The organism is Agromyces sp. Y575, assembly GCF_059445445.1.
Window position 1 is genome coordinate 324,236 of sequence record NZ_JCAIUI010000004.1, and the last position, 20,682, is coordinate 344,917.

The 20,682-nt window shown below is 69.2% G+C and carries 25 protein-coding genes and 1 tRNA gene; 8 read left to right on the forward strand and 18 right to left on the reverse strand.

Annotated elements, in window-relative coordinates; genetic code table 11:
• Positions 1-114: 114 nt before the first annotated feature.
• The 7 genes from AC1C2U_RS17510 to AC1C2U_RS17540 form a co-directional block, all read right to left on the reverse strand.
• Positions 115-1,608 carry an aldehyde dehydrogenase (NADP(+)) gene (locus AC1C2U_RS17510; RefSeq protein WP_495363045.1) on the reverse strand — a complete coding sequence of 498 codons (1,494 nt, stop codon included), beginning with the start codon at positions 1,606-1,608 and terminating at the stop codon, positions 115-117.
• A gap of 25 nt (positions 1,609-1,633) precedes the next feature.
• The gene (locus AC1C2U_RS17515; RefSeq protein ID WP_495363046.1) at positions 1,634-2,635 is read right to left on the reverse strand and encodes a proline racemase family protein; all 1,002 of its coding nucleotides are present in this window, start codon (positions 2,633-2,635) and stop codon (positions 1,634-1,636) included.
• A gap of 36 nt (positions 2,636-2,671) precedes the next feature.
• On the reverse strand, positions 2,672-3,589 hold the full coding sequence (locus tag AC1C2U_RS17520; protein ID WP_495363047.1) for a dihydrodipicolinate synthase family protein: 918 nt from the start codon (positions 3,587-3,589) through the stop codon (positions 2,672-2,674).
• Entirely contained in the window at positions 3,586-5,196 is a 1,611-nt protein-coding gene (locus AC1C2U_RS17525) for an FAD-dependent oxidoreductase (protein WP_495363048.1), read from the reverse strand. Before AC1C2U_RS17525 ends, AC1C2U_RS17520 begins: the two co-directional genes overlap by 4 nt.
• Positions 5,193-5,516 carry a (2Fe-2S)-binding protein gene (locus AC1C2U_RS17530; RefSeq protein ID WP_495363049.1) on the reverse strand — a complete coding sequence of 108 codons (324 nt, stop codon included), beginning with the start codon at positions 5,514-5,516 and terminating at the stop codon, positions 5,193-5,195. The genes AC1C2U_RS17525 and AC1C2U_RS17530 overlap by 4 nt, the downstream gene beginning before the upstream one ends.
• Complete coding sequence (locus tag AC1C2U_RS17535) at positions 5,516-6,700, reverse strand: NAD(P)/FAD-dependent oxidoreductase (protein ID WP_495363050.1); 1,185 nt, start codon at positions 6,698-6,700, stop codon at positions 5,516-5,518. Before AC1C2U_RS17535 ends, AC1C2U_RS17530 begins: the two co-directional genes overlap by 1 nt.
• A 158-nt stretch (positions 6,701-6,858) precedes the next feature.
• Entirely contained in the window at positions 6,859-7,530 is a 672-nt protein-coding gene (locus tag AC1C2U_RS17540) for a GntR family transcriptional regulator (protein ID WP_495363051.1), read from the reverse strand.
• A gap of 271 nt (positions 7,531-7,801) precedes the next feature.
• Here AC1C2U_RS17540 and AC1C2U_RS17545 point away from each other — a divergent pair, with 271 nt between their 5' ends.
• Positions 7,802-8,305, forward strand: coding sequence for a GNAT family N-acetyltransferase (locus AC1C2U_RS17545; RefSeq protein ID WP_495363052.1), 504 nt, complete (start codon positions 7,802-7,804; stop codon positions 8,303-8,305).
• Between the two features lie 155 nt (positions 8,306-8,460).
• Here the strand turns inward: AC1C2U_RS17545 and AC1C2U_RS17550 are convergent, their stop codons facing one another.
• Positions 8,461-9,327, reverse strand: a complete 867-nt coding sequence (locus AC1C2U_RS17550) for an EamA family transporter (RefSeq protein WP_495363053.1) — start codon at positions 9,325-9,327, stop codon at positions 8,461-8,463.
• Positions 9,328-9,421: 94 nt separating this feature from the next.
• On the opposite strand from AC1C2U_RS17550, the gene AC1C2U_RS17555 reads away from it, so the two are divergent.
• The gene (locus AC1C2U_RS17555; protein ID WP_495363054.1) at positions 9,422-10,123 is read left to right on the forward strand and encodes a CGNR zinc finger domain-containing protein; all 702 of its coding nucleotides are present in this window, start codon (positions 9,422-9,424) and stop codon (positions 10,121-10,123) included.
• A complete protein-coding gene (locus AC1C2U_RS17560) occupies positions 10,120-11,145 on the forward strand; it encodes an aldo/keto reductase (protein ID WP_495363055.1) in 1,026 nt (341 codons plus the stop codon). The genes AC1C2U_RS17555 and AC1C2U_RS17560 overlap by 4 nt, the downstream gene beginning before the upstream one ends.
• Before the next feature lie 165 nt (positions 11,146-11,310).
• On the opposite strand, the gene AC1C2U_RS17565 is transcribed toward AC1C2U_RS17560, so the two are convergent.
• Positions 11,311-11,892 carry an NUDIX hydrolase family protein gene (locus tag AC1C2U_RS17565; RefSeq protein ID WP_495363056.1) on the reverse strand — a complete coding sequence of 194 codons (582 nt, stop codon included), beginning with the start codon at positions 11,890-11,892 and terminating at the stop codon, positions 11,311-11,313.
• Between the two features lie 35 nt (positions 11,893-11,927).
• Between AC1C2U_RS17565 and AC1C2U_RS17570 the strand changes: the two genes are divergently transcribed.
• Positions 11,928-12,581, forward strand: a complete 654-nt coding sequence (locus AC1C2U_RS17570) for an alpha/beta hydrolase (protein WP_495363057.1) — start codon at positions 11,928-11,930, stop codon at positions 12,579-12,581.
• Between the two features lie 16 nt (positions 12,582-12,597).
• Here the strand turns inward: AC1C2U_RS17570 and AC1C2U_RS17575 are convergent, their stop codons facing one another.
• A complete protein-coding gene (locus AC1C2U_RS17575; protein WP_495353247.1) occupies positions 12,598-12,978 on the reverse strand; it encodes a DUF5997 family protein in 381 nt (126 codons plus the stop codon).
• Between the two features lie 102 nt (positions 12,979-13,080).
• Between AC1C2U_RS17575 and AC1C2U_RS17580 the strand changes: the two genes are divergently transcribed.
• Both AC1C2U_RS17580 and AC1C2U_RS17585 read left to right on the forward strand, forming a co-directional pair.
• Positions 13,081-13,851, forward strand: coding sequence for a LysR family substrate-binding domain-containing protein (locus AC1C2U_RS17580; RefSeq protein WP_495363058.1), 771 nt, complete (start codon positions 13,081-13,083; stop codon positions 13,849-13,851).
• Positions 13,848-14,597 carry a glutamine amidotransferase gene (locus AC1C2U_RS17585; protein ID WP_495363059.1) on the forward strand — a complete coding sequence of 250 codons (750 nt, stop codon included), beginning with the start codon at positions 13,848-13,850 and terminating at the stop codon, positions 14,595-14,597. Before AC1C2U_RS17580 ends, AC1C2U_RS17585 begins: the two co-directional genes overlap by 4 nt.
• Before the next feature lie 69 nt (positions 14,598-14,666).
• Here AC1C2U_RS17585 and AC1C2U_RS17590 read toward each other — a convergent pair whose 3' ends face one another.
• From AC1C2U_RS17590 to AC1C2U_RS17610, 5 genes are all read right to left on the reverse strand, one after another.
• A complete protein-coding gene (locus tag AC1C2U_RS17590; RefSeq protein WP_056011036.1) occupies positions 14,667-14,942 on the reverse strand; it encodes a GlsB/YeaQ/YmgE family stress response membrane protein in 276 nt (91 codons plus the stop codon).
• 94 nt (positions 14,943-15,036) lie between these two features.
• Positions 15,037-15,852, reverse strand: a complete 816-nt coding sequence (locus AC1C2U_RS17595) for a YidC/Oxa1 family membrane protein insertase (protein WP_495363060.1) — start codon at positions 15,850-15,852, stop codon at positions 15,037-15,039.
• Between the two features lie 104 nt (positions 15,853-15,956).
• Positions 15,957-16,250, reverse strand: a complete 294-nt coding sequence (locus tag AC1C2U_RS17600) for a DUF6412 domain-containing protein (RefSeq protein ID WP_495352857.1) — start codon at positions 16,248-16,250, stop codon at positions 15,957-15,959.
• Between the two features lie 85 nt (positions 16,251-16,335).
• A complete protein-coding gene (locus tag AC1C2U_RS17605) occupies positions 16,336-16,875 on the reverse strand; it encodes a GNAT family N-acetyltransferase (protein ID WP_495363061.1) in 540 nt (179 codons plus the stop codon).
• Positions 16,876-16,960: 85 nt separating this feature from the next.
• Positions 16,961-17,599 carry a hypothetical protein gene (locus AC1C2U_RS17610; RefSeq protein ID WP_495363062.1) on the reverse strand — a complete coding sequence of 213 codons (639 nt, stop codon included), beginning with the start codon at positions 17,597-17,599 and terminating at the stop codon, positions 16,961-16,963.
• A gap of 113 nt (positions 17,600-17,712) precedes the next feature.
• On the opposite strand from AC1C2U_RS17610, the gene AC1C2U_RS17615 reads away from it, so the two are divergent.
• A complete protein-coding gene (locus AC1C2U_RS17615; protein ID WP_495363063.1) occupies positions 17,713-18,792 on the forward strand; it encodes a DNA polymerase IV in 1,080 nt (359 codons plus the stop codon).
• A 21-nt stretch (positions 18,793-18,813) separates the two neighbouring features.
• Here AC1C2U_RS17615 and AC1C2U_RS17620 read toward each other — a convergent pair whose 3' ends face one another.
• From AC1C2U_RS17620 to AC1C2U_RS17630, 3 genes are all read right to left on the reverse strand, one after another.
• Positions 18,814-19,290, reverse strand: a complete 477-nt coding sequence (locus AC1C2U_RS17620; protein ID WP_495363064.1) for a PIN domain-containing protein — start codon at positions 19,288-19,290, stop codon at positions 18,814-18,816.
• Positions 19,283-19,477 (reverse strand): type II toxin-antitoxin system VapB family antitoxin, encoded by a 195-nt coding sequence (locus AC1C2U_RS17625; protein WP_495363065.1) that lies wholly within the window; start codon positions 19,475-19,477, stop codon positions 19,283-19,285. Before AC1C2U_RS17625 ends, AC1C2U_RS17620 begins: the two co-directional genes overlap by 8 nt.
• 109 nt (positions 19,478-19,586) lie before the next feature.
• Positions 19,587-19,676 (reverse strand) — tRNA-Ser (locus tag AC1C2U_RS17630).
• Between the two features lie 172 nt (positions 19,677-19,848).
• On the opposite strand from AC1C2U_RS17630, the gene AC1C2U_RS17635 reads away from it, so the two are divergent.
• The gene (locus AC1C2U_RS17635; protein WP_495363066.1) at positions 19,849-20,679 is read left to right on the forward strand and encodes an SGNH/GDSL hydrolase family protein; all 831 of its coding nucleotides are present in this window, start codon (positions 19,849-19,851) and stop codon (positions 20,677-20,679) included.
• Positions 20,680-20,682: the final 3 nt, after the last annotated feature.

Here is a 20,682-nt window from a genome sequence, read left to right on the forward strand (position 1 = left end):
TCGCGTTCCGCCGGTGCCTTCCATGCCGCACGTTCCCCTTTCCATCGGCGAAGCCCGCCGCACAGAGAGGTATGTCCGGATGTCGACGGCGGGTTCCGTCGCGGCCGAGCCCGGCTAACCGACCGAGGCGCGCGACCCCCACGACGTCGACTGGCCCGCGGGCGAGAACGCCTGCGGCACGCCCCACGGGTTCGCGGTCTGCAGGGGCGCCGGCAGCAGCGCTTCAGCGGCACCCTGGTAGGCGACCGGGCGGAGGAACCGCGTGATCGCTGCGGTGCCGACCGAGGTCGAAGAGTCGTTCGTCGTCGCGGGCCACGGCCCGCCGTGCTGCATGGCCGGGGTGACCGCGACGCCCGTGGGCCAGCCGCCGAAGAGCACCCGGCCGGCGTGCTCGGTGAGCACGCGCACGAGCGCGCGGAGCGAGGCATCCGCTTCACCGGTCGCCGCGTGCACGGTGGCCGTGAGGTTGCCCTCGAAGAGTGTCGGCACGAGGTTCGCGAGGTCGGTGCCCGCATCGTGCTCGACGAGCACCGAGAGCGGCCCGAAGGCTTCGCCCAGCAGCACGTCGCGCCCGGCGACGAGGTCGTCGAGTGAGACGGCGATGATCGTCGGCGTGGCGCGTCCCTGCCCGTCGCCGTCGATCTCGATGCCGCCGGGCGCGATGACGCGCACGCCCTGGGCGGCCAGGATCTCGTCGCGGCGCGCGCGGTAGCCGGCGGCGATGCGCGGGTTCAGCAGGCGATGCGGGGCGACGGATGCTGCGGCATCCGCGATCTCGCCGTCGAGACCGTGACCGAACGGCACGAACACGAAGCCCGGCTTGGTGCAGAGCTGCCCGGCCGAGCCCGCGACGCTCGCGACGTAGCCCGCGGCGATCTCGCTGCCCCGCTCGTCGATCGCGCCCTGCGTGACGAAGACCGGGTTCACGCTGCCGAGCTCGCCGTAGAACGGGATGGGTGCCGGGCGTGCAGCCGCGATGTCGGCGAGCAAGCGTCCGGCGGGAATCGAGCCGGTGAACGAGCCGGCCTTCACGCGCGGGTCCTTCAGGATCGCGACGCCCTCGGCCTGGCCGGTGACGAGCTGGAACACTCCGTCGGGCATGCCCGCCGCTGCGAGCGCCGCCGCGACGACCTCGGCAGTGCGCCGTGAGAGCTCGGGGTGGCCGGAGTGGCCCTTCAGGATCACGGGGCAGCCGGCGGCGAGCGCCGCGGCGGTGTCACCGCCCGCGACCGAGAACGCGAAGGGGAAGTTCGAGGCGGCGAAGTTCACGATGGGGCCGACCGGCACGAGGTAGCGGCGCACGTCGGGGCGCGCACCGAGCACGAACTCGGGGTCGGCGGCGTCGATGCGCACGTCGAGGTAGCCGCCGTCGACGATCGTGTCGGCGAAGAGACGCAGCTGCACCGCAGTGCGCTTGAGCTCGCCGCGGAGGCGTGCCTCGGTGAGGCCCGTCTCGTCCATCGCGATGCCGACGAGCTCGTCGGCATTCGCTTCGAGTGCGTCGGCGACGGCGACGATGGCCGCAGCGCGATCGCGCGGGTTGGTATCGGCGAACGGAGCGGCTGCGGCGGCAGCGCCGGCCGCGATGGTCTCGAGGTCTTGCGTCATGAGGTCTCCTGAAGTGCGTCGGCGGTCAGAACTGGAAGCCGGTCGGGAAGGGGTCGGCGGGGTCGAGCGAGTACTGGGCAGTGCCCGTCACCCACGCACGACCCGTGATGGTCGGGATGACGGCGGGCCGACCGTCGACCTCGGTCTCGGCGATGAGCCGCCCGACGAAGCGGCTGCCGATGAACGACTCGTTCACGAAGTCGGTGTCGAGCGCGAGTTCACCGCGGGCCCAGAGCTCGGCCATGCGCGCCGAGGTGCCCGTGCCGCACGGCGAGCGGTCGAACCAGCCGGGGTGGATCGCCATGGCGTGGCGCGAGAGCGCGGCATCCGACCCCGGGGCGATGAATTCGACGTGGTGACAGTGATCGACACCATCGATGAACGGATGCCGCGGCGGCGCGATCTCGTTGATCGCCGTCATGATCGCGAGACCCGCCGTGATGATGTCCTGCTGACGGGATCGGTCGAACGGCAGGCCGACCGCGTCGAGGTCGACCATCGCGTAGAAGTTGCCGCCGAACGCCATCGAGTACGGCACGGTGCCGTACCCCGGCACCTCGATGCTGGTGTCGAGCGCATCGACGTAGCTCGGCACGTTCTCGATCGTGACCGAGTCGGCATGACCGTCGGTGACGGCGACCCGAGCGACGACGAGTCCAGCAGGGGTGTCGAGGCGGATCTCGGTCACGGGCTCGACGACCTCGACCATGCCCGTCTCGACGAGCACCGTGGCGACGCCGATCGTACCGTGGCCGCACATCGGGAGGCATCCGCTCACCTCGATGTAGACGACGCCCCAATCGCAGTCGGGGCGGGTGGAGGGTTGGAGGATCGCACCGCTCATGGCCGCGTGCCCACGCGGCTCGTTCATGAGGAACAGCCGCAGCTCGTCCATGTGCGCCATGAAGTGCAGGCGCTTCTCGTTCATCGTCTCGCCCGGAATCACGCCGACGCCGCCCGTGACGACGCGCGTCGGCATGCCCTCGGTGTGCGAGTCGACCGCAGAGATCAGCCGCTTCGAACGCATGTGTCCTCCTCCAACCCTGCTCGGCCCTCGCGAGGCCTAGCGGCTCGCGATGTAGTCGAGCGCCTTCTGCGTGTCGCGGCGCACGAGCGCCTCGTGCCCGGCCGAGAGCGGACCGCGCGGCGGGCGGGTCGTTCCACCGTAGCTCTGCCCGGCGACGTCGATCGACAGCTTGATGGCCTGCACGAATTCGGTCTTCGAGTCCCAGCGGAACACGGCGACGAGGTTCTTGTAGAGCTCGCGGGCGGCGTCGATCTGCCCGGACTTCACGAGGTCGTAGATCTCGACGGCCTCCTTCGGGAAGGCGTTCGGGTAGCCTGCGAACCACCCTGTCGCGCCCACGACGAGCGACTCGAAGAGCAGGTCGTCGGCGCCGGCGATGACGTCGATGTCGCAGAGTTCCTGAATCTCGAGCACGCGGCGGATGTCGGTCGTGAACTCCTTGATGGCCACGACGTTCTCGAGCTCGAAGAGCTCGGCGACGAGGTCGGGCGTCAGGTCGACCTTGGTGTCGATGGGGTTGTTGTAGAGCATGATCGGCAGGCCCACCTCGTTGAGGCGCGTGTAGTGCTCGATGACCTCGGCGCGGTTCGCGCGGTAGATGGTCGGCGGCAGAGCGAGCACGCCGTCGGCGCCGTCGGCCTTCGCGTACTCGGCCCACTTCACGGCCTGGTGCCAGCCGACGCCGTGCACGCCCGCGACGACGAGTCCGCGACCGGCCACGGTCTCCACCGCGACCTGGATCACCTTGCGGCGCTCGTCGTCGGTGAGGCTCGAGTACTCGCCGAGCGAGCCGTTGGGGCCGACGCCGCGGCATCCGTTCTCGATCAGGAAGTCGCAGTGAGCGGCGAACTTCTCGTAGTCGACGGCGAGGCCCGCGGGCGCTGATGCGTCTTCCTTGAAGGCGAGGGTTGTCGCGACGACGACACCGCCGAGGTCGAACTTCTGGGTGGTCATGGATGCCCTTCCTGGACGATGGGAGTGGAGTGGACGGAGAGGTCGGTGCGCTCACTCGGGCGTTCGCCCTCGGCGAGTTCGCCGAGGCGCACCGGCGAGGCGATGGGGCGGCGGTCGGTCGAGACGCGCTCCCGCTGTTCGACTAGGCCGGATGCGGCAGCCCCCTCCCGCTGGTCGAGTAGGCCGCCCGCGGCCACCCCCCGCTGGTCGAGTAGGCCGCCCGCGGCCACCCCCCGCTGGTCGAGTAGGCCGCCCGCGGCCGTATCGAGACCCCCAACCGAACCGGCTGCCCCCACGAGTTCCTCGACCGTGCGACCGCAGACGCGGCCCTGGCAGATGCCGAGCCCTGCGCGGGTCGTGAGCTTCATCGAGCGGAGCCCGCTGCCGCAGGTCGCCGTTGCGGTCTCGCGAAGACGCCCGTAGGGCAGCTCCTCGCACCGGCAGACGAGGGTGTCGTCGTCGAGCCACGCAGTCCAGCCCGGTCGGATGCCGTGCGCCGCCTCGAGGCGGGCTGCGAACCCCGTGAATATCGCGCGCGCACGAACAGCCCGTCGAACGGCGGCATCCGTCGGGGCGCCGCCCGCGGCGCAATGGCCCGCGAGCTCCCCTTCGGCGAGCGCAGCGTCGACCCCGCCGATGCCCGTGATCTCACCGGCGGCGTAGACACCGGCGACGCTCGACTGCTGTGACGCGTCGACCTCGACGAATCGTGCAGAGGAGATCGCGCAGCCCGCGGCGATCGGCAGCTCGAGGCGCGGAGTGAAGCCGTGACTGACGCACACGGCGTCGGCGGCGATGCGCCGCTCGGTGCCGGGTACGGGCTTCCAGCTCGCGTCGACCCGAGCGACCGTGACGGCCTCGACCCGGTCGAAGCCGTGCGCGGCGATCACCGCGCGACCGGTCGCGTACGGAATGCGGTGGCGCACGTGCGCGCCGACGTAGCCCGCGAGTTCGCCGCCCTTCTTGACGGCACCGAGGAGCTGCCACGGCTTCGGCAGCCACCCGCGCACGAGACCCGCGAGGCGGCTCGCCTCGTAGACGCCGAGCACCTTCGCACCGGTCGCGACGAGGGCGGCCGCGACGGGGAGCAGGAACGGACCGGCGCCCGCGATGACGACGCGCTGGCCGACGGCGACGCGCTCACCCTTCGCGAAGGCCTGCGCCGCCCCGGCGGTGAAGACCCCCGGCAGGTCCCATCCGGGGAAGGGCAGTGTGCGGTCGTGGGCGCCGGTGGCGAGCACGAGGGCATCGGGGCGGAACGTGCGGCCGGTGCGACCGGTGCCGTCGGGCGGGCCGACGAGCACGTGCACCGCCACGGGGGCGGCGGGGGCAGAAGCGTCCGTGGGCTCGATCGCCCAGACCTGGGCGCCCATCACGATCTCGCAGCCGGCATCGGCCTCGAGCGCGTGGCGCATCGCGGTGAATCGATGCCAGCCGTGGTGCAGCACGCGCTCGTTCGCCGAAGGGCGTTCGGCTGGCAGGTGCCGCCAGTACTGGCCTCCGAGTTCGTCGGCGGCGTCGAGCAGGGTCACGGATGCCCCGCGAGCCCGTGCAGCGAGCGCGGCGGCGAGTCCGGCCGGGCCGGCGCCCACGATGACGACGTTCACTCCGTCACCTCCGGAAGTTCGTAGTGCTGACTCTCGACGACGTCTCCGTCGACCGCCCGGCGCTGGCAGGCGCGCACGTCGCGCTCGCCGTTCACCGTCACGATGCAGTCGAAGCAGATACCGATGCCGCAGAAGAGGCCGCGCGGGCGGCCGTCGACCGAGGTGCGCCGCCACGCGAGCCGGCCACTCGCGAGCACGACGCCGGCGATCGTCTGCCCCGCGACGCCAGGCACAGCCGCGCCGTCGAGCGACATCGCGAGCGACGCGGCCGCCGAGGGACGGATCGGGTCGGAGGAGGCCGGCAGCAGTCGCGCGCCCATCACGCCACCACCTCGAGGTGGGGCGCGAGGGACGCGCGGTCGAGCCGGAACGGTGTCACATCGATCGGCGCCGGTCGACCCGCGAACTCGGCGACGAGCAGTTCGGCGGTCGCGAGCGAGAGTCCGATGCCCGCGCCCTCGTGGCCGCTCGCGTGCCAGAGACCGACCGCGCGATGATCGGCGCCGATCACGGGGAGGTGATCGGGCATGAATGGCCGGAACCCGCCGTAGCTGCGCATGATGCTCGCACCGGCGAGGAAGGGGAAGAGCCGCAGCGCCTTCGCGGCGATCTCCTGGAGCACGGAGACGCGCAACCGGTCGTCGAAGCCGATCTGCTCGCGGCTCGATCCGATGAGCACGGTGCCGGCGGCCGTCGATTCGACGACGCTCGAGGTCTGCAGTGCGGCGTCGCTCGACTGGGTCGCCCCGAAGTAGTCGCCGTCGTAGACCTTGTGGAAGACGCGGTGCGGCATGCGCGTCGTGACGAGCACGTTGCCACGGCGGGGCTTGACCGGCAGGTGCACGCCGAGGGAGGCGGAGACTTCACCCGACCACGGACCGGCGGCGACGATCACTGCGCCCGCCGGCACGTCGCCCGCCGTCGTCGTGACGCCGGCGACGCGGCCGCTCACGTCGCGCAGTGCGCCGGTCACGGTGACGAACGAGCGGATGTCTGCGCCATGGTTCCTAGCGGAGGCGAGAAGCGCCTCGGTGGCGATGACCGGCTGCACCTGTGCGTCTTCGGGGTAGTGCACGGCCGCGGTGATCGCAGGGTTCAGGTGCGGTTCGAGGGTGCGGGCCTCGTCGATCGTGATGGCACGCGCGTCGACACCGCCGGCACGCTGGGATGCCGCGAACGCGAGCATCGGCGCGGCGCCCCCGGCGGTGGTGGCGACGACCAGCCCGCCCTTCTGCTCGTATTCGATCGCCGGGAACGGCGAACGGAGCTCGTCGGCCAGTTCGGCGACGAGGCCCGGCCAGAGGAAGGCTGCGTACTGGGCGAGTGCGAGCTCAGCGCCGGGACCCTTGTCGGAGACGAGGAGGTTGCCTTCGCCCTTCGCGCTCGTGCCCGAAGCAGGGGCGTCGCGGTCGAGCACGGTGACGCGGAAGCCGGCCAGTGCGAACGCCCGCGCGCAGGCGGCACCGACGATGCCGGCTCCGACGACCGCGATGTCGCTGATCATGGCGCTGCTCCCTTCCCGTTGGATCGAATCCGTAATATGTCACACATTGCTGGCGTGAAGATGCACTGGGCTTGCCGCAGACCACCGCGTGCCGGGCACCGGCCACGGGACATCCGCTCGCGCTTCGCCCTCACCCTCGCCCCCAGCTCCCTCGGCCCCTACTCGGTCTCGGGGTTGCCCGCCCACCAGCCGAGCGTGTGATGGATGTGCCGGTGCATGAGCTCGCGCGCTCCGGCGGCATCCCCTGCCTCGAGCAGCTGCAGGAGCTCGAGGTGTTCGGCCGCCGACTCGTCGAGCCGATTGGTCTCGAGCATCGCCGAGAGCCCAACGAGTCTCGTGCGCGACCGGAGCTCGGCGACGGTCTCGACGAGCAGGCGATTGCCCAGCATGCGCGTGAGCGTCAGGTGGAAATGCACGTCGGCCTCGAGATAAGCGCGCAGGTCGCCCGTACGCGCGCCGACGACGATCTTCTCGGCGAGCTCGGTGAGCGCCGGCAACTCGCCGACCGGGAACCGTCGTGCGAGCTCTTCCATCGCCGGCGGCTCGAGCAACTGGCGCACCTCGACGATCTCGCGCAGCGCTTCGGGGCTCACCGTTGTGACCCGAAAACCCTTGTTGCGCACCGGTTCGACGAACCCACGCCCCTCGAGATCGAGCATCGCCTCGCGCGCCGGCGTCGCCGAGACATCGAACTGCGCTGCGAGCGTCGGCACGGTCAGCAGTGTGCCCGGCGCGAGCTCGCCGGAGATGATCGCCGCCGAGAGCGACTGCTCCACTTGCGCGCGCAGGCTCTGTTGCTGCTCGACCGGACGAATCGGGGTGACCCCCATGGCTGTTCCGACCTCTCTCATCGGTCGCGGGCGGCGGACTACCGCCTGTACGACCAGACCCCTTTGTGCTGTGTCATGCATCACGGGACGTGATGTTGTAGTGGGTGACATATTACGTGCACGGGTTCGGCGTTCGTCAAGCCCCGAAGCCCTGAACTCGTCAGACTTCACATGATCGAAACGAACGGCGGGATGCGCTCTCGACACGCCCGGCGTCGCGGCGCGGCGTCGTCGATTTCGTCGCACGGGCGCGCTGGCTTAGTCTCGGGACATGAGCACCGAAGTCGTTGCCGATGTCGTCGTCCGCCCCATCCGGGACTCCGATGTGGAGGCCCTCGGTCGCGTACACGCCACCTGCTGGCACGAGACCTACGACCACCTGATCAGCGCCGCTGCCTTCGAGCACCTCTCCCCCCGCCGCATGGCCGAGCTGTGGAACCACTACGCAGAGCGCGGCGAGGAGTACTCGCAGTTCGCTGCACTCGTCGACGGCGAGATCGTCGGCTTCGTCGGCTCGGGTCCCGCCCGAGACGAGAACCCGCCGCGCGAGCGCGAGCTCTTCTTCATCTACCTGCTCGACGCCTACCACGGCACCGGCATCGGCCAGAAGCTCTTCGACGCCGCCGTCGGCGATGACGCCGTCTACCTCTGGGTCGCTGCAGACAACCCGCGCGCCCACCGCTTCTACGCGCGCAACGGCTTCGTGGCCGATGGCGCGGAGCAGGTGCAGCCGTTCCTCGGCGAAGAGATCCACGAGGTCCGGCTCGTTCGCTGAGCAGGACCGATCGCGGCATCCGTCACCGGCAACGCCGTGATCGCGGCGCGAGCCACAAGCGACCGGCACAGACCAAGCTCACCCACCGTCATCGATCATCCCCAGAAGGCCGAGCACGATTGGGGGCGGCCGGTCCACCCGCCTTGTCTGAGGACTTACGGTTCCCGATGGAGGGCAACGGCGGCGATGACGAGTCCGATGCCGAGGAGTTCTGCGAGCGTGGGGATCTGTGCAAGGACGAGGATGCCGATGACGGTGGCGGTTGCAGGTAGCAGCGCGGTCTTGAGGGCGTAGCCGCCTCGAGCGAGGCGGCGCATTGCGAGCTGGTCGAGAACGTACGGGATTACGGACGAGGTGACTCCGACTCCAATCGCAGCGACAAGAGCGGTCGGGTTGGTGAAGGCAGGCAGGGCGTCTGCAATGCCGAACGGCAAGGCTGCGATGGCGGCGATGAGTATCGCCATTCCGAGCCCGTCGATGCTCGAGAGATGCTCCTGGCGCGAGACTCGGTGGCCGAGGATGATGTATCCCGCGAAGAGGATCATGTTGGCCAAGGCCAAGGCGAAGCCGGTCGGAGCTCCAGCGAAGCTCATCTCGCTGAGTGCGGCAACGCCGACGACTGCCAGTGCCACCGCGCCGAGGTTTCGCATACTGCGGAGCGCGATTGCGGCGAGCGTGATCGGTCCGACGAACTCGATCGCGGCCACAGTGCTGAGCGGCAGCGCATCGATCGCGAGGTAGAAGACAGCGTTCATTGCCGCCAGCAGCATGCCCCAGGCGACAACGGTCCACCGTTCCTGCGCCTTCGCGGCCGCCCACGCACGCCAGGGCCGTCTCCAGATCGCGAACACGACGGCGGCGGCGAAGATGCGCATCCACGCGACGCCGAGCGGTTCGATGTGAACGAACAGAAGGACCGCGAACGACGGGCCCAGATAGTGGAAGATCGCTGAGCCGACGAAGAACAGCTCGGGCCGCACTCGTTGCGCCAGGGGACGCGGCTCCGGTTCAGAGTGGACCATGCGCAACCTAACGCTCGTATTCAAGAACGCTCGTGATGTAGAGCAATCGCCATGCTAACGTGTCAAATACGAAACGAACGTTATGGAGGCGGCAATGGCGGTCGCAGTCGACCTGCACCCGGGCTCGTACCAGGGCACATACAAACTCATCGGTGGCACACCAGCGTTGGACTTCGCGAACCTCGTGAGCTATCGCAGTACAGAGCGCCGGCACGATTGGCTCGAACCGGACGAGAATGTGCATCACTGGGCGAAGGCGGCCGGCCTTCCTTCTCCTCGCACCTCCGATGTGGCCGCCCTTGCTGGTTTGCGAATGTTCCGCGAGGCACTCGCCGACGTTTTCCTCGCGGTCGCGGACGGCCGGACGCCCGATCCCGACGGTGTCACCCGGATCGGTGCTCGGGCGGCCGCTGCGTACTCCCGGAGACAACTGCGCTTCCCAGACGGAGCCGATGCGGCCGAGTGGACGAGTCCTTCACTCCTCGAAGGGCTCGCCATAGATGCCGCCGAACTGCTCACCTCGGCTGAACGCCTGGCCCGTGTCGCTGCCTGCCAAGAGTGCCGCTGGCTGTTTCTGGACAGCACTCGCAACCACAGCCGCCGCTGGTGCGACCCCGCCGACTGCGGCAATCGGGCACGTCAGCGCCGCCACTACCAGCATCGGCTCGCATCAGCACCGCGGCGATCCGCCGGTGACGTCGACGGTGGAAGCATCCCCGTCGTCGAGCGCGGGTCGACGGCGCGCCAGCAGCCCACCGACATCGCCACCCCCCAGCCGGAAGGAGCCGCCCGATGACCGCATCTCCCGACGAGGCCGCTGTCGCTCGCGTTCGCCTCGGCGATGGACTGTTCACGAGTCAGCTCGGCTTCGGAGCGATGGGCCTTGCCGAGGTCTACGGACCGGTCGATGAAGCCGAGGCACTGGCCACCCTCAATCATGTCGTCGACACAGGCGTCGACCTGATCGACACCGCCGACGTGTATGGAGCAGGCTCCAACGAGCGGCTGATCTCCCGCCTACTCCGGGACCGCCGCGCGGAGGTCACGCTGGCGACCAAGTTCGGGATCGTGTCGCGGAGCGACACCGACACGATGGTCTCCACGCGAAACGACGCGGCATATGCCCGGCAAGCATGCGACGCCAGTCTGAAACGACTGGGCACGGAGGTGATCGACTTGTATTACCTCCACCGCCGCCAGGTCTCGGTGCCGCTGGAGGAGATCGTCGGAGCCATGGCCGAACTCGTGACCGCCGGCAAGGTCCGGCACCTCGGCCTGTCAGAGGTCACCGCAGACGAGCTGCGCCAAGCCCACGCGATCCACCCCATCGCCGCAGTTCAAAGCGAATGGTCGCTGTGGAGCCGTGACGTGGAACGACACGTCGTCCCGGCTGCGGCCGAACTCGGCATCGGCTTCGTCCCATACGCGCCGCTGGGCCGAGGCTTCCTCACCGGCACCATCACCAGCGCCGCCGAACTCCACGGCGACTGGCGAGCCAGCATGGACCGGTTCCACGGGGACGCATTCGACGCCAACCAGACTCTCCTCGAAGCCGTACGCGGAATCGCCCACGAGAACGACGCCACACCGGCGCAAGTCGCCCTGGCCTGGTTGCGCCAACACGGCACCCGGCTCGGGCTCCCCGTCGTTCCGATCCCCGGAACCCGACGACCGGCGCGCGTCGACGAGAACCTCCGCTCCCTGACTCTGAGCCTGAACGCGGAGGCGATGTCGGCCCTCGATGTTCTCGCAGCCAGCGTTGTCGGACGCCGCTCCAACCAATCCGACCCTGATTGGGTCTCCGACACCCGCGAATAAACCGCGCAGACGACCAACGGGCAAGGCACCCCGATGGCGCAGAGCAAGTGCAGCCGTTCCCCGGCGAAGAGATCCACGAGGTACGGCTCGTCCGCTGAGCCTCCCGCCCCCTGAGCTCATCGAAGGGAGCGTGCTTCGGCAGGCTCAGCGAGCGATCGGTGCGCGCTAGCGCAGTGCGCCCACCGAGGCGAGTGCCTGCTTGACGAGCGAGCCCCTGCCGCCCTCCATCTCGGCGGCGACACCCTCGCTCACCGCCTCCTCGGGGGTCATCCACGTCACCTCGAGCGCATCCTGACGAGGCTCGCAGGTGCCCGTGACGGGCACGACGAAGGCGAGCGACACCGCGTGCTGGCGTTCATCGGTGAAGTACGAGATACCGGGCAGCGGGAAGTACTCGGCGACGCTGAAGGGCACCGAGCTCGCGGGCAACAACGGGAACGCCATCGGCCCCAAGTCTTTCTCGAGATGGCGGAACAGCGCGTCTCGAATCGTCTCGCCGTACATGACCCTTCCTGAGACGAGCGTGCGGGTCATCTCCCCCACCGCGTTCGCGCGCAATAGCACGCCGACCTCGGTGACCTGCCCCAGCCCGTCGACGCGCACCGGCACCGCCTCGACGTAGAGCAGCGGCAACCTGCCCCGCACCTCGGCGAGCTCGAGGTCGGTGAGCCACCCCGGATTCGCCGGCGGCCTGACGTCGGGGTCGTCGTCAGGATTCCAGTCCGGGTCGGGAGTGCGTACGCTCATGCCTTGATTCTGCCTCACACCACTAGCGTTGACCCATGGTTCCCGTGCAGATCGACGATGAGGCGGTGCTCTGGTCCGCATCCGCGGCCGATCGCGAGGGGCGTCCGCTCCTCGTGCTGCTGCACGGGTACAACTCCAACGAGGGCGACCTGTTCGGTCTCACGCCGTACCTGCCGCTCGCGCCGGCCATCGCCTCGCTCCGTGCGCCGACGTTCACGGGATACGGTCACGCGTGGTTCCCGCTCACCGATGAGGGTGTCGAGCTCTCGATCGAGGGGGCGGAGGCCGCGACGACGGCCGTCATCGATTGGCTCGACCGGGTGGCACCAGACGTCGCGTCGGTCGGCGTGCTCGGCTTCTCCCAGGGCGGCGCGATGGCGCTCGAGCTGCTTCGGCGCGCACCCGAGCGTTTCACGTTCGCGGTGAGCCTCGCGGGTTTCGCGCTGCCGGGCGACCGCGACGGCGATGAGCGGATGTCGGAGCTCGCCCCGCCCGTATTCTGGGGTCGCGGCACGGTCGATGAGGTGATCCCCGCGGCATCCGTGGCTCGAACGCAAGCCTGGCTGCCGACGCACGCAGATCTCGATGAGCGCATCTACGAAGGGCTCGGCCACTCGGTTTCCGAGCGCGAGCTCGCCGACGCTTCAGCCTTCCTCGCCGCCCGCTACCCGACTCCGCTGGTCGAGTAGCGAAGCGTATCGAGACCTAGACGCCCGAACCGCCGCTGCGGCGCTCGGCCCGCTCCTTGTCGCGATCGGCGACACGGATCTTCTCGGCGCGCACGGCGGCCTGCGTTGCACGTTCGGTGACGAGCCAGGCGGGCGGGGCCTCGAGCAACGCCTTGATCTGGGCGGTCGTGAGCGGTTCGGTGACCTCGCCACGGGCCAGGCCAGAGTTGGAGACGCCGAGCTTCGCCGCGACCACGGTGCGCGGGTGCGGGCCCTCGCGGCGCAGCACCTGCAGCCACTCGGGCGGGTCGGCCTGCAGCGCAGCCACTTCGTCGCGCGTGACGACCCCGGTGCGGAATTCCTCGGGCGCGGCCTCGAGGAGGATGCCGAGCTTCTTGGCTGCGGTCTCCGCTTTCATGGTCTGGGCGTTTCTCGACTGGGACTGGCTCACCTTCACACCGTAGCCCGTCGCGCGGCATCCGCCCACCCGAGCCGGCCGGGCGGCCATCGTCTACGCTGGATGCAGGCTGTGCGAGGCCGCTTGCGAACGGGGGCCGAGGTGACACTGACACTGCGATACGTCGCCGGCGTGAGCCCCTCGAAGTGGTTCAAGGTGTGGGGCGAACGCCGGCCCGACCTTCCGCTCGAGGCGCTCGTCGTCGAACAGCCCGAGCAGCTCACCGCGCTCCTCGCGGGCGAGGCCGACGTCGCATTCGTGCGACTCCCAGTCGAGACCGAGGGCCTGCACGCCGTCGCCCTCTGGGAGGAGCTCGCGGTCGTGGTGCTGCCGAAGGAGCATCCGCTCGCCGATGCCGATGAGCTCACCCTCGCCGACTTCGAGAATGAGACGCCCGCACCCGTGCAGCCAGATGCCGCGATGACCGTCGAACTCGTCGCCGCGGGCACCGGCCATGCGATCCTGCCGCAGTCCGTCGCCCGGCTGCATCGCCGCAAAGACGTCGTCGCGATTCCGGTGACGGATGCCCCGGCCACGCAGATCTCATTGGTCTGGCATCGCGACCGAGACGACACCGACATCCAGGAATTCGTCGCCGTCGTGCGTGGTCGCGGTGCGAAGAGCTCGCGCGGATCGGCCGACGACCCGCCCCCGATGAAGCCCGCGAAGGCGGCCAAGCTCGCCGCAGCCGAACGCCGAGCTGCTGCGGCCAAAGCGGCCGGCGGCGGCAAGGGCAAAGCCGGCGGCAAGGGCAAGGCCGGGGGCAAGGCCGGCCGGCCGGCGCCGCGCACCGGCGGGGGCGCGAAGCAGCGCAGCCGACGGAGAGGTCGATGACGCAAAGGCCGTTCCTCTTCCTCTCAGCACGCCCCGAGGTGGAGGCCGTCGGCCCGGAGTACGAGTCGGTGCGCCGCGCGATGGGCGTCGATGCCGGGAGCCTCGAACACGTGCGCCTCGACGTCGACCCGCTCGGCGATGTCGCGATCGACGACTACGTCGGCATCGTCGTGGGCGGCAGCCCATTCAACGTGACGACCCCTGAGGCGGGCAAGCACGAGGTGCAGCGCCGTGTCGAGTCCGATCTCGCCCGTCTCGCCGAAGAGGCGCTCAGGGCCGACTTCCCACTCCTGCTCACCTGCTACGGCATCGGGGTGCTGACCCGATTGCTCGGCGGCGAGGTCGGCACGGCACACGGCGAACAGGCTCAGGCCGTCGAGATCCAGCTCACCGCCGAAGGCGTGGCCGACCCGCTCGTCGGCGCGTTGCCCGAGCGGTTCGACGCGCTCGTCGGCCACAAGGAGGCCACCGAGCGACTGCCTGCAGATGCCCGGTTGCTCGCATCGTCAAACGGATGCCCCGTGCAGATCTACCGCGTGGGCGCGGGTGTCTACGCGACGCAGTTCCACCCCGAGGTGTCGACCGACGATTTCATCGCCCGCGCACAGGTCTACCGCCACCACGGCTACTTCCCGGCGAGCGAACTGCGCGAGGTCGGCGAACGGCTGGCCGCGGCATCCGTCATCGAACCGCATCGCATGCTGAGACGCTTCGCCGAGCTCGCCCTCGAACGCGCACGCGAATGAGCCGCGTGCCGTCGACCGGCCGGTTGAGGCCGGCCGACGAGCACGCGGCGTTCGTCGTGCCGAACGGTCTCAGGCTGCCGTGCTCTTGCTGCGGCCCCGAGTGATCAGGCCCCAGATCAACAGCACGATGATCGATCCGGCGATGGCGAGGAGCCAGGTGCCGAGATCCCAGAACTGATCCATGCCGATGCCGAAGATGGCACTGCCGATCCAGCCGCCGAGCAGAGCGCCGACAACGCCGAGCAGCAGGGTGACGAACCACCCGCCGCCTTGATTGCCAGGCAGGATCAGCTTGGCGATCGCCCCGGCGATGAGGCCGAGGATCAGGAACGCGAGGAAACTCATGTTGTGCTCCTTCGTTTGATTCCCCTACGAAACCACCGCTGGGCAGGCGGTGCAAGCCCTTACCCCGCGTGGCGTCGATGCAATACAGGGCCGATCAGGCGGTCTTCACCTCGGCGAGCGGGTGTCTGCGCCTGAGCAGGGTCCGCTGCACGAGCGTCCACGCCACCGTGACGAAGAGGTACAGGGCGGCCGCGAGCGGCACGAAGATCGCGATCACCGCGGTGATGAACTGCAGTGCTCCGAGGGCGCGGGCGAACCCCGGCCCGGCGAGCAGGGCAGCGGATGCCCCTGCGGCGTCGGTCTTCGCCGAGGCATCCGCTCGGCTCGTGCTGGCGACCCCGCCGCCGGGCGGGCGCGGCTGGAAGACGCGTCGGGTGATCTCGCCGACGACGGCGATGCCGACGATCACGACGCCGAAGACGAGCAGTGCGCCCGGCGTCAGCGTGCCGGTCGCGATCTGGCCGGCGAGGCTCGAGCCGAGCGGCACGCCGAAGAAGGTCTGCTCGAGCAGCGCGTTCGGGTGCCCGGCGATCGTCGGCAGGATGAAGAGCGCGTAGATCACGCCGACGATGGGCGCCTGCACGAGCATCGGCAGGCAACCGGCGAAGGGCGTGGTGCCCTCCTCGCCGTAGAGTGCCATCGTCTCGCGCTGCAGTCTCTCGGGGTTCTTCTTGTGCTTCTGCTGCAGCGCGGCGAGCTTCGGGGCAAGACGGGAACGCGTCTGTTCGGCCTTGGCCTGCGAGACGCCGACCGGGATGAGGGCGGCGCGCACGAGCAGGGTGACGAGCACGACGGCCGCCGCGGCACTCGCGATGCCGATGAGCGGTTCGAGGATGCCCGCGAGGGCCATGAGCACGGCGTGTGCGCCGTCGAGAATGGCGGCGATGGGCGGGAAGGCATAGAGGTCCATGAGAGTTCCTTGCGGTCGGAGGGATGTGTGAATCCGTCTGGCCGCGAGGAATCGGGTCGCCGAGCCGTCGCCCGCTGGGCGATGGTGGCGTCGGTCGAGTGTCGCTACGCGGCCGCGATGCCGCGTGTCGGCGCCCTCGGGCGAGCGCGCCCGGGTGCGTCGGGGTCGCTCTGCGCGAGGAGTCGCCACGGGTCGGCCGTCTGCCGGAACCGTGTGGCCGCGCCGCTCGCGTCGGCCGCGACGATCGCCGGCAACGCCTGACAGGCCACGACGACCACGGCGACGGCGGCCGCGCCGACGACACCGAGGAGCACGATCGACATCTGCGCGTTCGAGGCGAGCGCGATCTCGAGTGAAGCCTGCGCGACCCGGAAGAGGGCGACGACGAGTTCGATCATGTCTGCTCCCCTCGGTCGGCACGGCGACCGATGCCGGCGCGCTCGCGTGGGTCCACGCTAACACCGGAGGCAGGTGCCGTTCGGCTCACTCTTCGAGCAGCCGCTCGAAGAGCACGTGATCCTGCCACTCCCCCGCGATGCGCAGGTGTCGGCGGGAGAGCCCGAAGCGTTCGAACCCGTTGCGAGCGAGCACCGCCTGCGACGCGGCATTGTGCACGAGCGTGCCGGCCTGCACGCGGTGCAGGCCGATGCCGCGCGCCGCGTGCACGGCGAGACCGACCGCCGTTGTCGCGAGGCCGCGCCCGGCATAGCGGGCGTCGATCCAGTAGCCGAGGTGCGCATTCTGGAACGCGCCGCGCACGATGTCGGAGAGATTCATCCGGCCGACTATCTCGTCGCCGTCGACGATCACGAACGGCACGGCGAGACCCGCCTCGAGTCGGGTGAGCGATGCCTCGACGTCGCGCCGGTGCATCTCGGCGGTGAAGAAGTCGTCGGTGCGGGTGGGCTCCCAAGGCGCGAGGTGCTCACGGTTGCGCGTGTACGCCGCGGCGAGCGCGGGCCCGTCGCCGATCGCGAGTTCACGGAACACGAGGCCGTCGTCGAGTTCGACCGGTTGATGCACGCTGCGTTCCCTCCGCGGAATCCACGGTGACGGGTGCCGCGTGGTCGGCCACCCACGCTAGCATCGGGTGCGATTCGGGCACAGCTCACACCAGCACCGGGAACGTGGCGAGGATCACCCCGCCAGCGATCGCGACGACGGCACCGAGCCCGAGCAGGAACCATCCGGGCCAGCGCGAGGTGTTGCGCTCGGACATCGCCGTGAAGAACAGCACCATCGCGAACAACACCGTGAGGATCGAATAGTTGTCACCGCGCTGGTTGCTCTTGAGCGCGGCTTCGAACTTCTCGTCGGCGAGTTTCGCCGCCGCGACCGATTCCTCCTTCCCGATCGGAACATAGCTGGGTTCGGCGAACGGTGACTTGAGGTCCTCGCCGCCGGCCTGCCAGTCCTCGAACGCGACCGTGAACTCCGGAGTGAATCGAGCACGCACGTAGTCGGCGAGTGCGGTGTCGCCCGTCGCCGTCGCATCGACCCACTGGGTGTAGATGGCGAGGTCCACCGCCTGCGCGTCGCGCGACTCGCTCGCGAGGTCGACCGACTTGATTCGCGCGGCGGAAGCCTGGCTGAAGTCGATCGACATCTGCCCGCTCCACTTCGAGGACTCGAAGCCGCACCACGCCGTCAGGATCGCGGTGACCGACAGCAGGAAGACGGCGATGATCTCCCGCGCCTCCGCCCACCGCTGACGCGTCCGCGACTCGGCTGGCTGTTCGGTGGACATCGTGCTCCTCGTGGTTCGGACCAGGACCGGCTCACGGTATCGAAGCCCTCGACGTTCCGAATCACTCGGTTCGGGTGATTGGGGGCGCTGGCGTCACGAGGCAGACTGGTTCCGTGACCGGACACCGGAAGTCCTGGGTGCTGCACGTCGACCTCGACCAGTTCGTCGCGGCCGTCGAAGTGCTGCGACAGCCGGAGCTCGCGGGCAAGCCTGTGATCGTCGGCGGTCGAGGAGACCCGACCGAACGCGCCGTGGTCTCGACCGCGTCGTACGAGGCGCGCGAGTTCGGCGTTGGATCAGGGATGCCGCTGCGCATCGCCGCCCGCAAGGCACCCGATGCCGTAATCCTGCCGGTCGACGCAGAGGCCTACACCGCGGCATCCGCTGAGGTCATGGCGACGCTGCGCGCGCAGCCCGGCGCGACCGTGCAGGTGCTCGGTTGGGACGAGGCCTTCGTCGGCGTGCAGACAGAGGACCCAGAGACCTACGCCCGGATGTTGCAGCTGGCCGTGCTCGAACGAACTCGGCTTCACTGCAGTGTCGGCATCGGGGACACCCTGGTGCGGGCCAAGGTCGCGACGGGGTTCGGCAAGCCTCGCGGCGTGTTCCGGCTCACCGCCGACAACTGGCTCGAGGTGATGGGCGACCGCCCGACCGTCGACCTCTGGGGCGTCGGCTCGAAGATTTCCCGTCGCCTGGCCGGGCTCGGCATCGCCACCGTCGCCGAGCTGGCGGCGACTGCGCCCGACGACCTGGTCGCCGAGTTCGGGCCGAGGATGGGGCCCTGGTACGCCCAGCTCGGCCGCGGCGAGGGCGCCGACGTCGTCGACGACACACCGTGGGTCGCCCGCGGGCACAGCAGGGAGACGACGTTCCAGCAGGACCTGACCGAGCCCGCGCAGGTCGATGCGGCCGTGCGGGAGCTCGTCGCCCGGGTACTTGAAGACATCGCGGCCGAGGGCCGGCCGGTGATCGGGCTCACGCTCAAGGTGCGGTACGCGCCGTTCCTCACCAAGGTCTTCACCAAGAAGGTCCCGGAGACGTTCGACCGTGAGGCGGTACTCGCCCGCACGCTGGAACTCGTCGGTCGTCTCGAACCCGACCGGCCGATCCGACTGCTCGGGCTGCGCGCGGAGATGCCGATGCCCGACGACGCCCGCGAAGGGCACACGCCGACGCGCAGCGGCTGGTGAGCCGAACGTGTCGACGCCCGACTAGGACACTGTGCCGCGGGGCACGATCCATTCCTGCTTCAGCTCTGGGACGACGCTGGCGATGAGCTCGAAATCGCGGTCGAAGTGGATCACGGTTGCATCATTCGCAACTGCGTAGGCAGCGATGACGGTATCCAGCGCGCCGGCCGCCCGGACCAAACCGCCATGCCAGAGCCTGCCCTGAATCGCAAGCGTCATGGCGCTGGTGGGAGCTTCAGGACACTCGGTGAAAGCCGCAACTGCGTTCACGATATCGTCATGGTCGACCCCGTTACGCGCTGAAAACCCGTACTCCGCCACGGTTGGTGGGCAGATATGGATCGATGACGGACGGTGCGCAATGACGAGTGCTTCGAGCGCGGCCCGAACCGGCGGCTGAGTGGCGAGTCGCGCCCAGACCGAGTTATCGATGATGAAATGCGGATCCGACTCTGTCTGCTCAACCTCGACAAGAGGCTCGAGCAGATAGCTACCCATACTCGATGCGTTTCGGGTCGTCGTCGACGGGAAGGGAAGCCAGGACCCGGATGGCTTCGAGTTGGCGCTGACGGCCGACAGCATCCTCGAGGGCGAGGTTGATCGCCTCTCGGTTCGTCCGAACGTGGTACGTGGCCTTGGCTGCTTCCAGCAATGACGAATCGATGTCAACTGAGGTAACGGGCATCTCCACCTCCCTATATAAGAATCTCTACAACACTATATACCCGTACGCTGGAGCAGCAAAAAGAAACCCCTGACTTCCTTGTGATTACTGGGAAGTAGGGGTTTCTCTGTGGCGGTACCGGTGGGATTTGAACCCACGGTGGGCTTTCACCCACACAACTTTTCGAGAGTTGCACCTTCGGCCGCTCGGACACGGTACCGAGGACGATCTTAGACGACGCGCGCGTCAGTGCCAAAACGAGTGGATGCCTCAGCCGACGTGGCGGCAATCCCCACCGCCGTCGGGGTGAGACCGCCGCAAGACGCCTCATGCCCAGCTCGCGCCCAGCCCGCGCGCAGGCAACTCGAAGTCGAAGGTCATAGTTTCGGGTGATGACCGCAGAACTCCTCACGCCGGCGGTGGCTCCCATCACGAATCGCGCGTCAGGCGACTCGACGAGCGTGTGGCGCGGCATCCGTCTGTCTGCTGTCACGCTGCTCGGTGCAGGCGGAGTGCCTCGGTTCCGCGATCGGATGCTCGAGAACAAGGCCACGCTGAACGAGACGCTGCCGGTGCACTCGAAGTGGTGGCGCGACCACGCGAAGGTCGAGGGCGAGCTGCTCTACGTCGCCATCGGCGACAGTGCGGCACAGGGCATCGGCGCGTCGCAGCCTGACCGCAGCTACGTCGGCGTGGTCGCCGACGGTGTTCGCGAGATGACCGGGCGAAGCGTGCGCGTCGTGAATCTCAGCGTCTCGGGTGCGACGACGCGCCTCGCCGTGCGCGACCAGCTGCCGCGGTTCCGCGATCTGCGGCCCGACGTGGTCACGGTCTCGATCGGTGCGAATGACATCGCCGGCTGGAACCCTCAGGCGTTCGAGCGCAACATCCGCTCGATCTTCGCCGAGCTGCCCTCCGGCGCCGTCGTCGCCGACCTGCCGTGCTTCTACTTCCCGCACAACGAACGCAAGGTGGCCGAGGCGAATCGGATGCTTCGCGCTGCCGCCCTCGAGCACGGACTCGTCGTTGCGCCACTGCACGAGATCATGAAACGGCAAGGGCTCCGGGGCATCCTGACGCAGTTCGCGCGCGACATGTTCCACCCGAACGACCACGGGTACGCGGTATGGGCCGAGGCCTTCCGACCGGCTGTCGCCAGGGCGGCCGCGCACCTCGGCGTCGACACGCGCGCCGAAGCGCTCACTGTCGGCGGCCGCGGCTAGTCT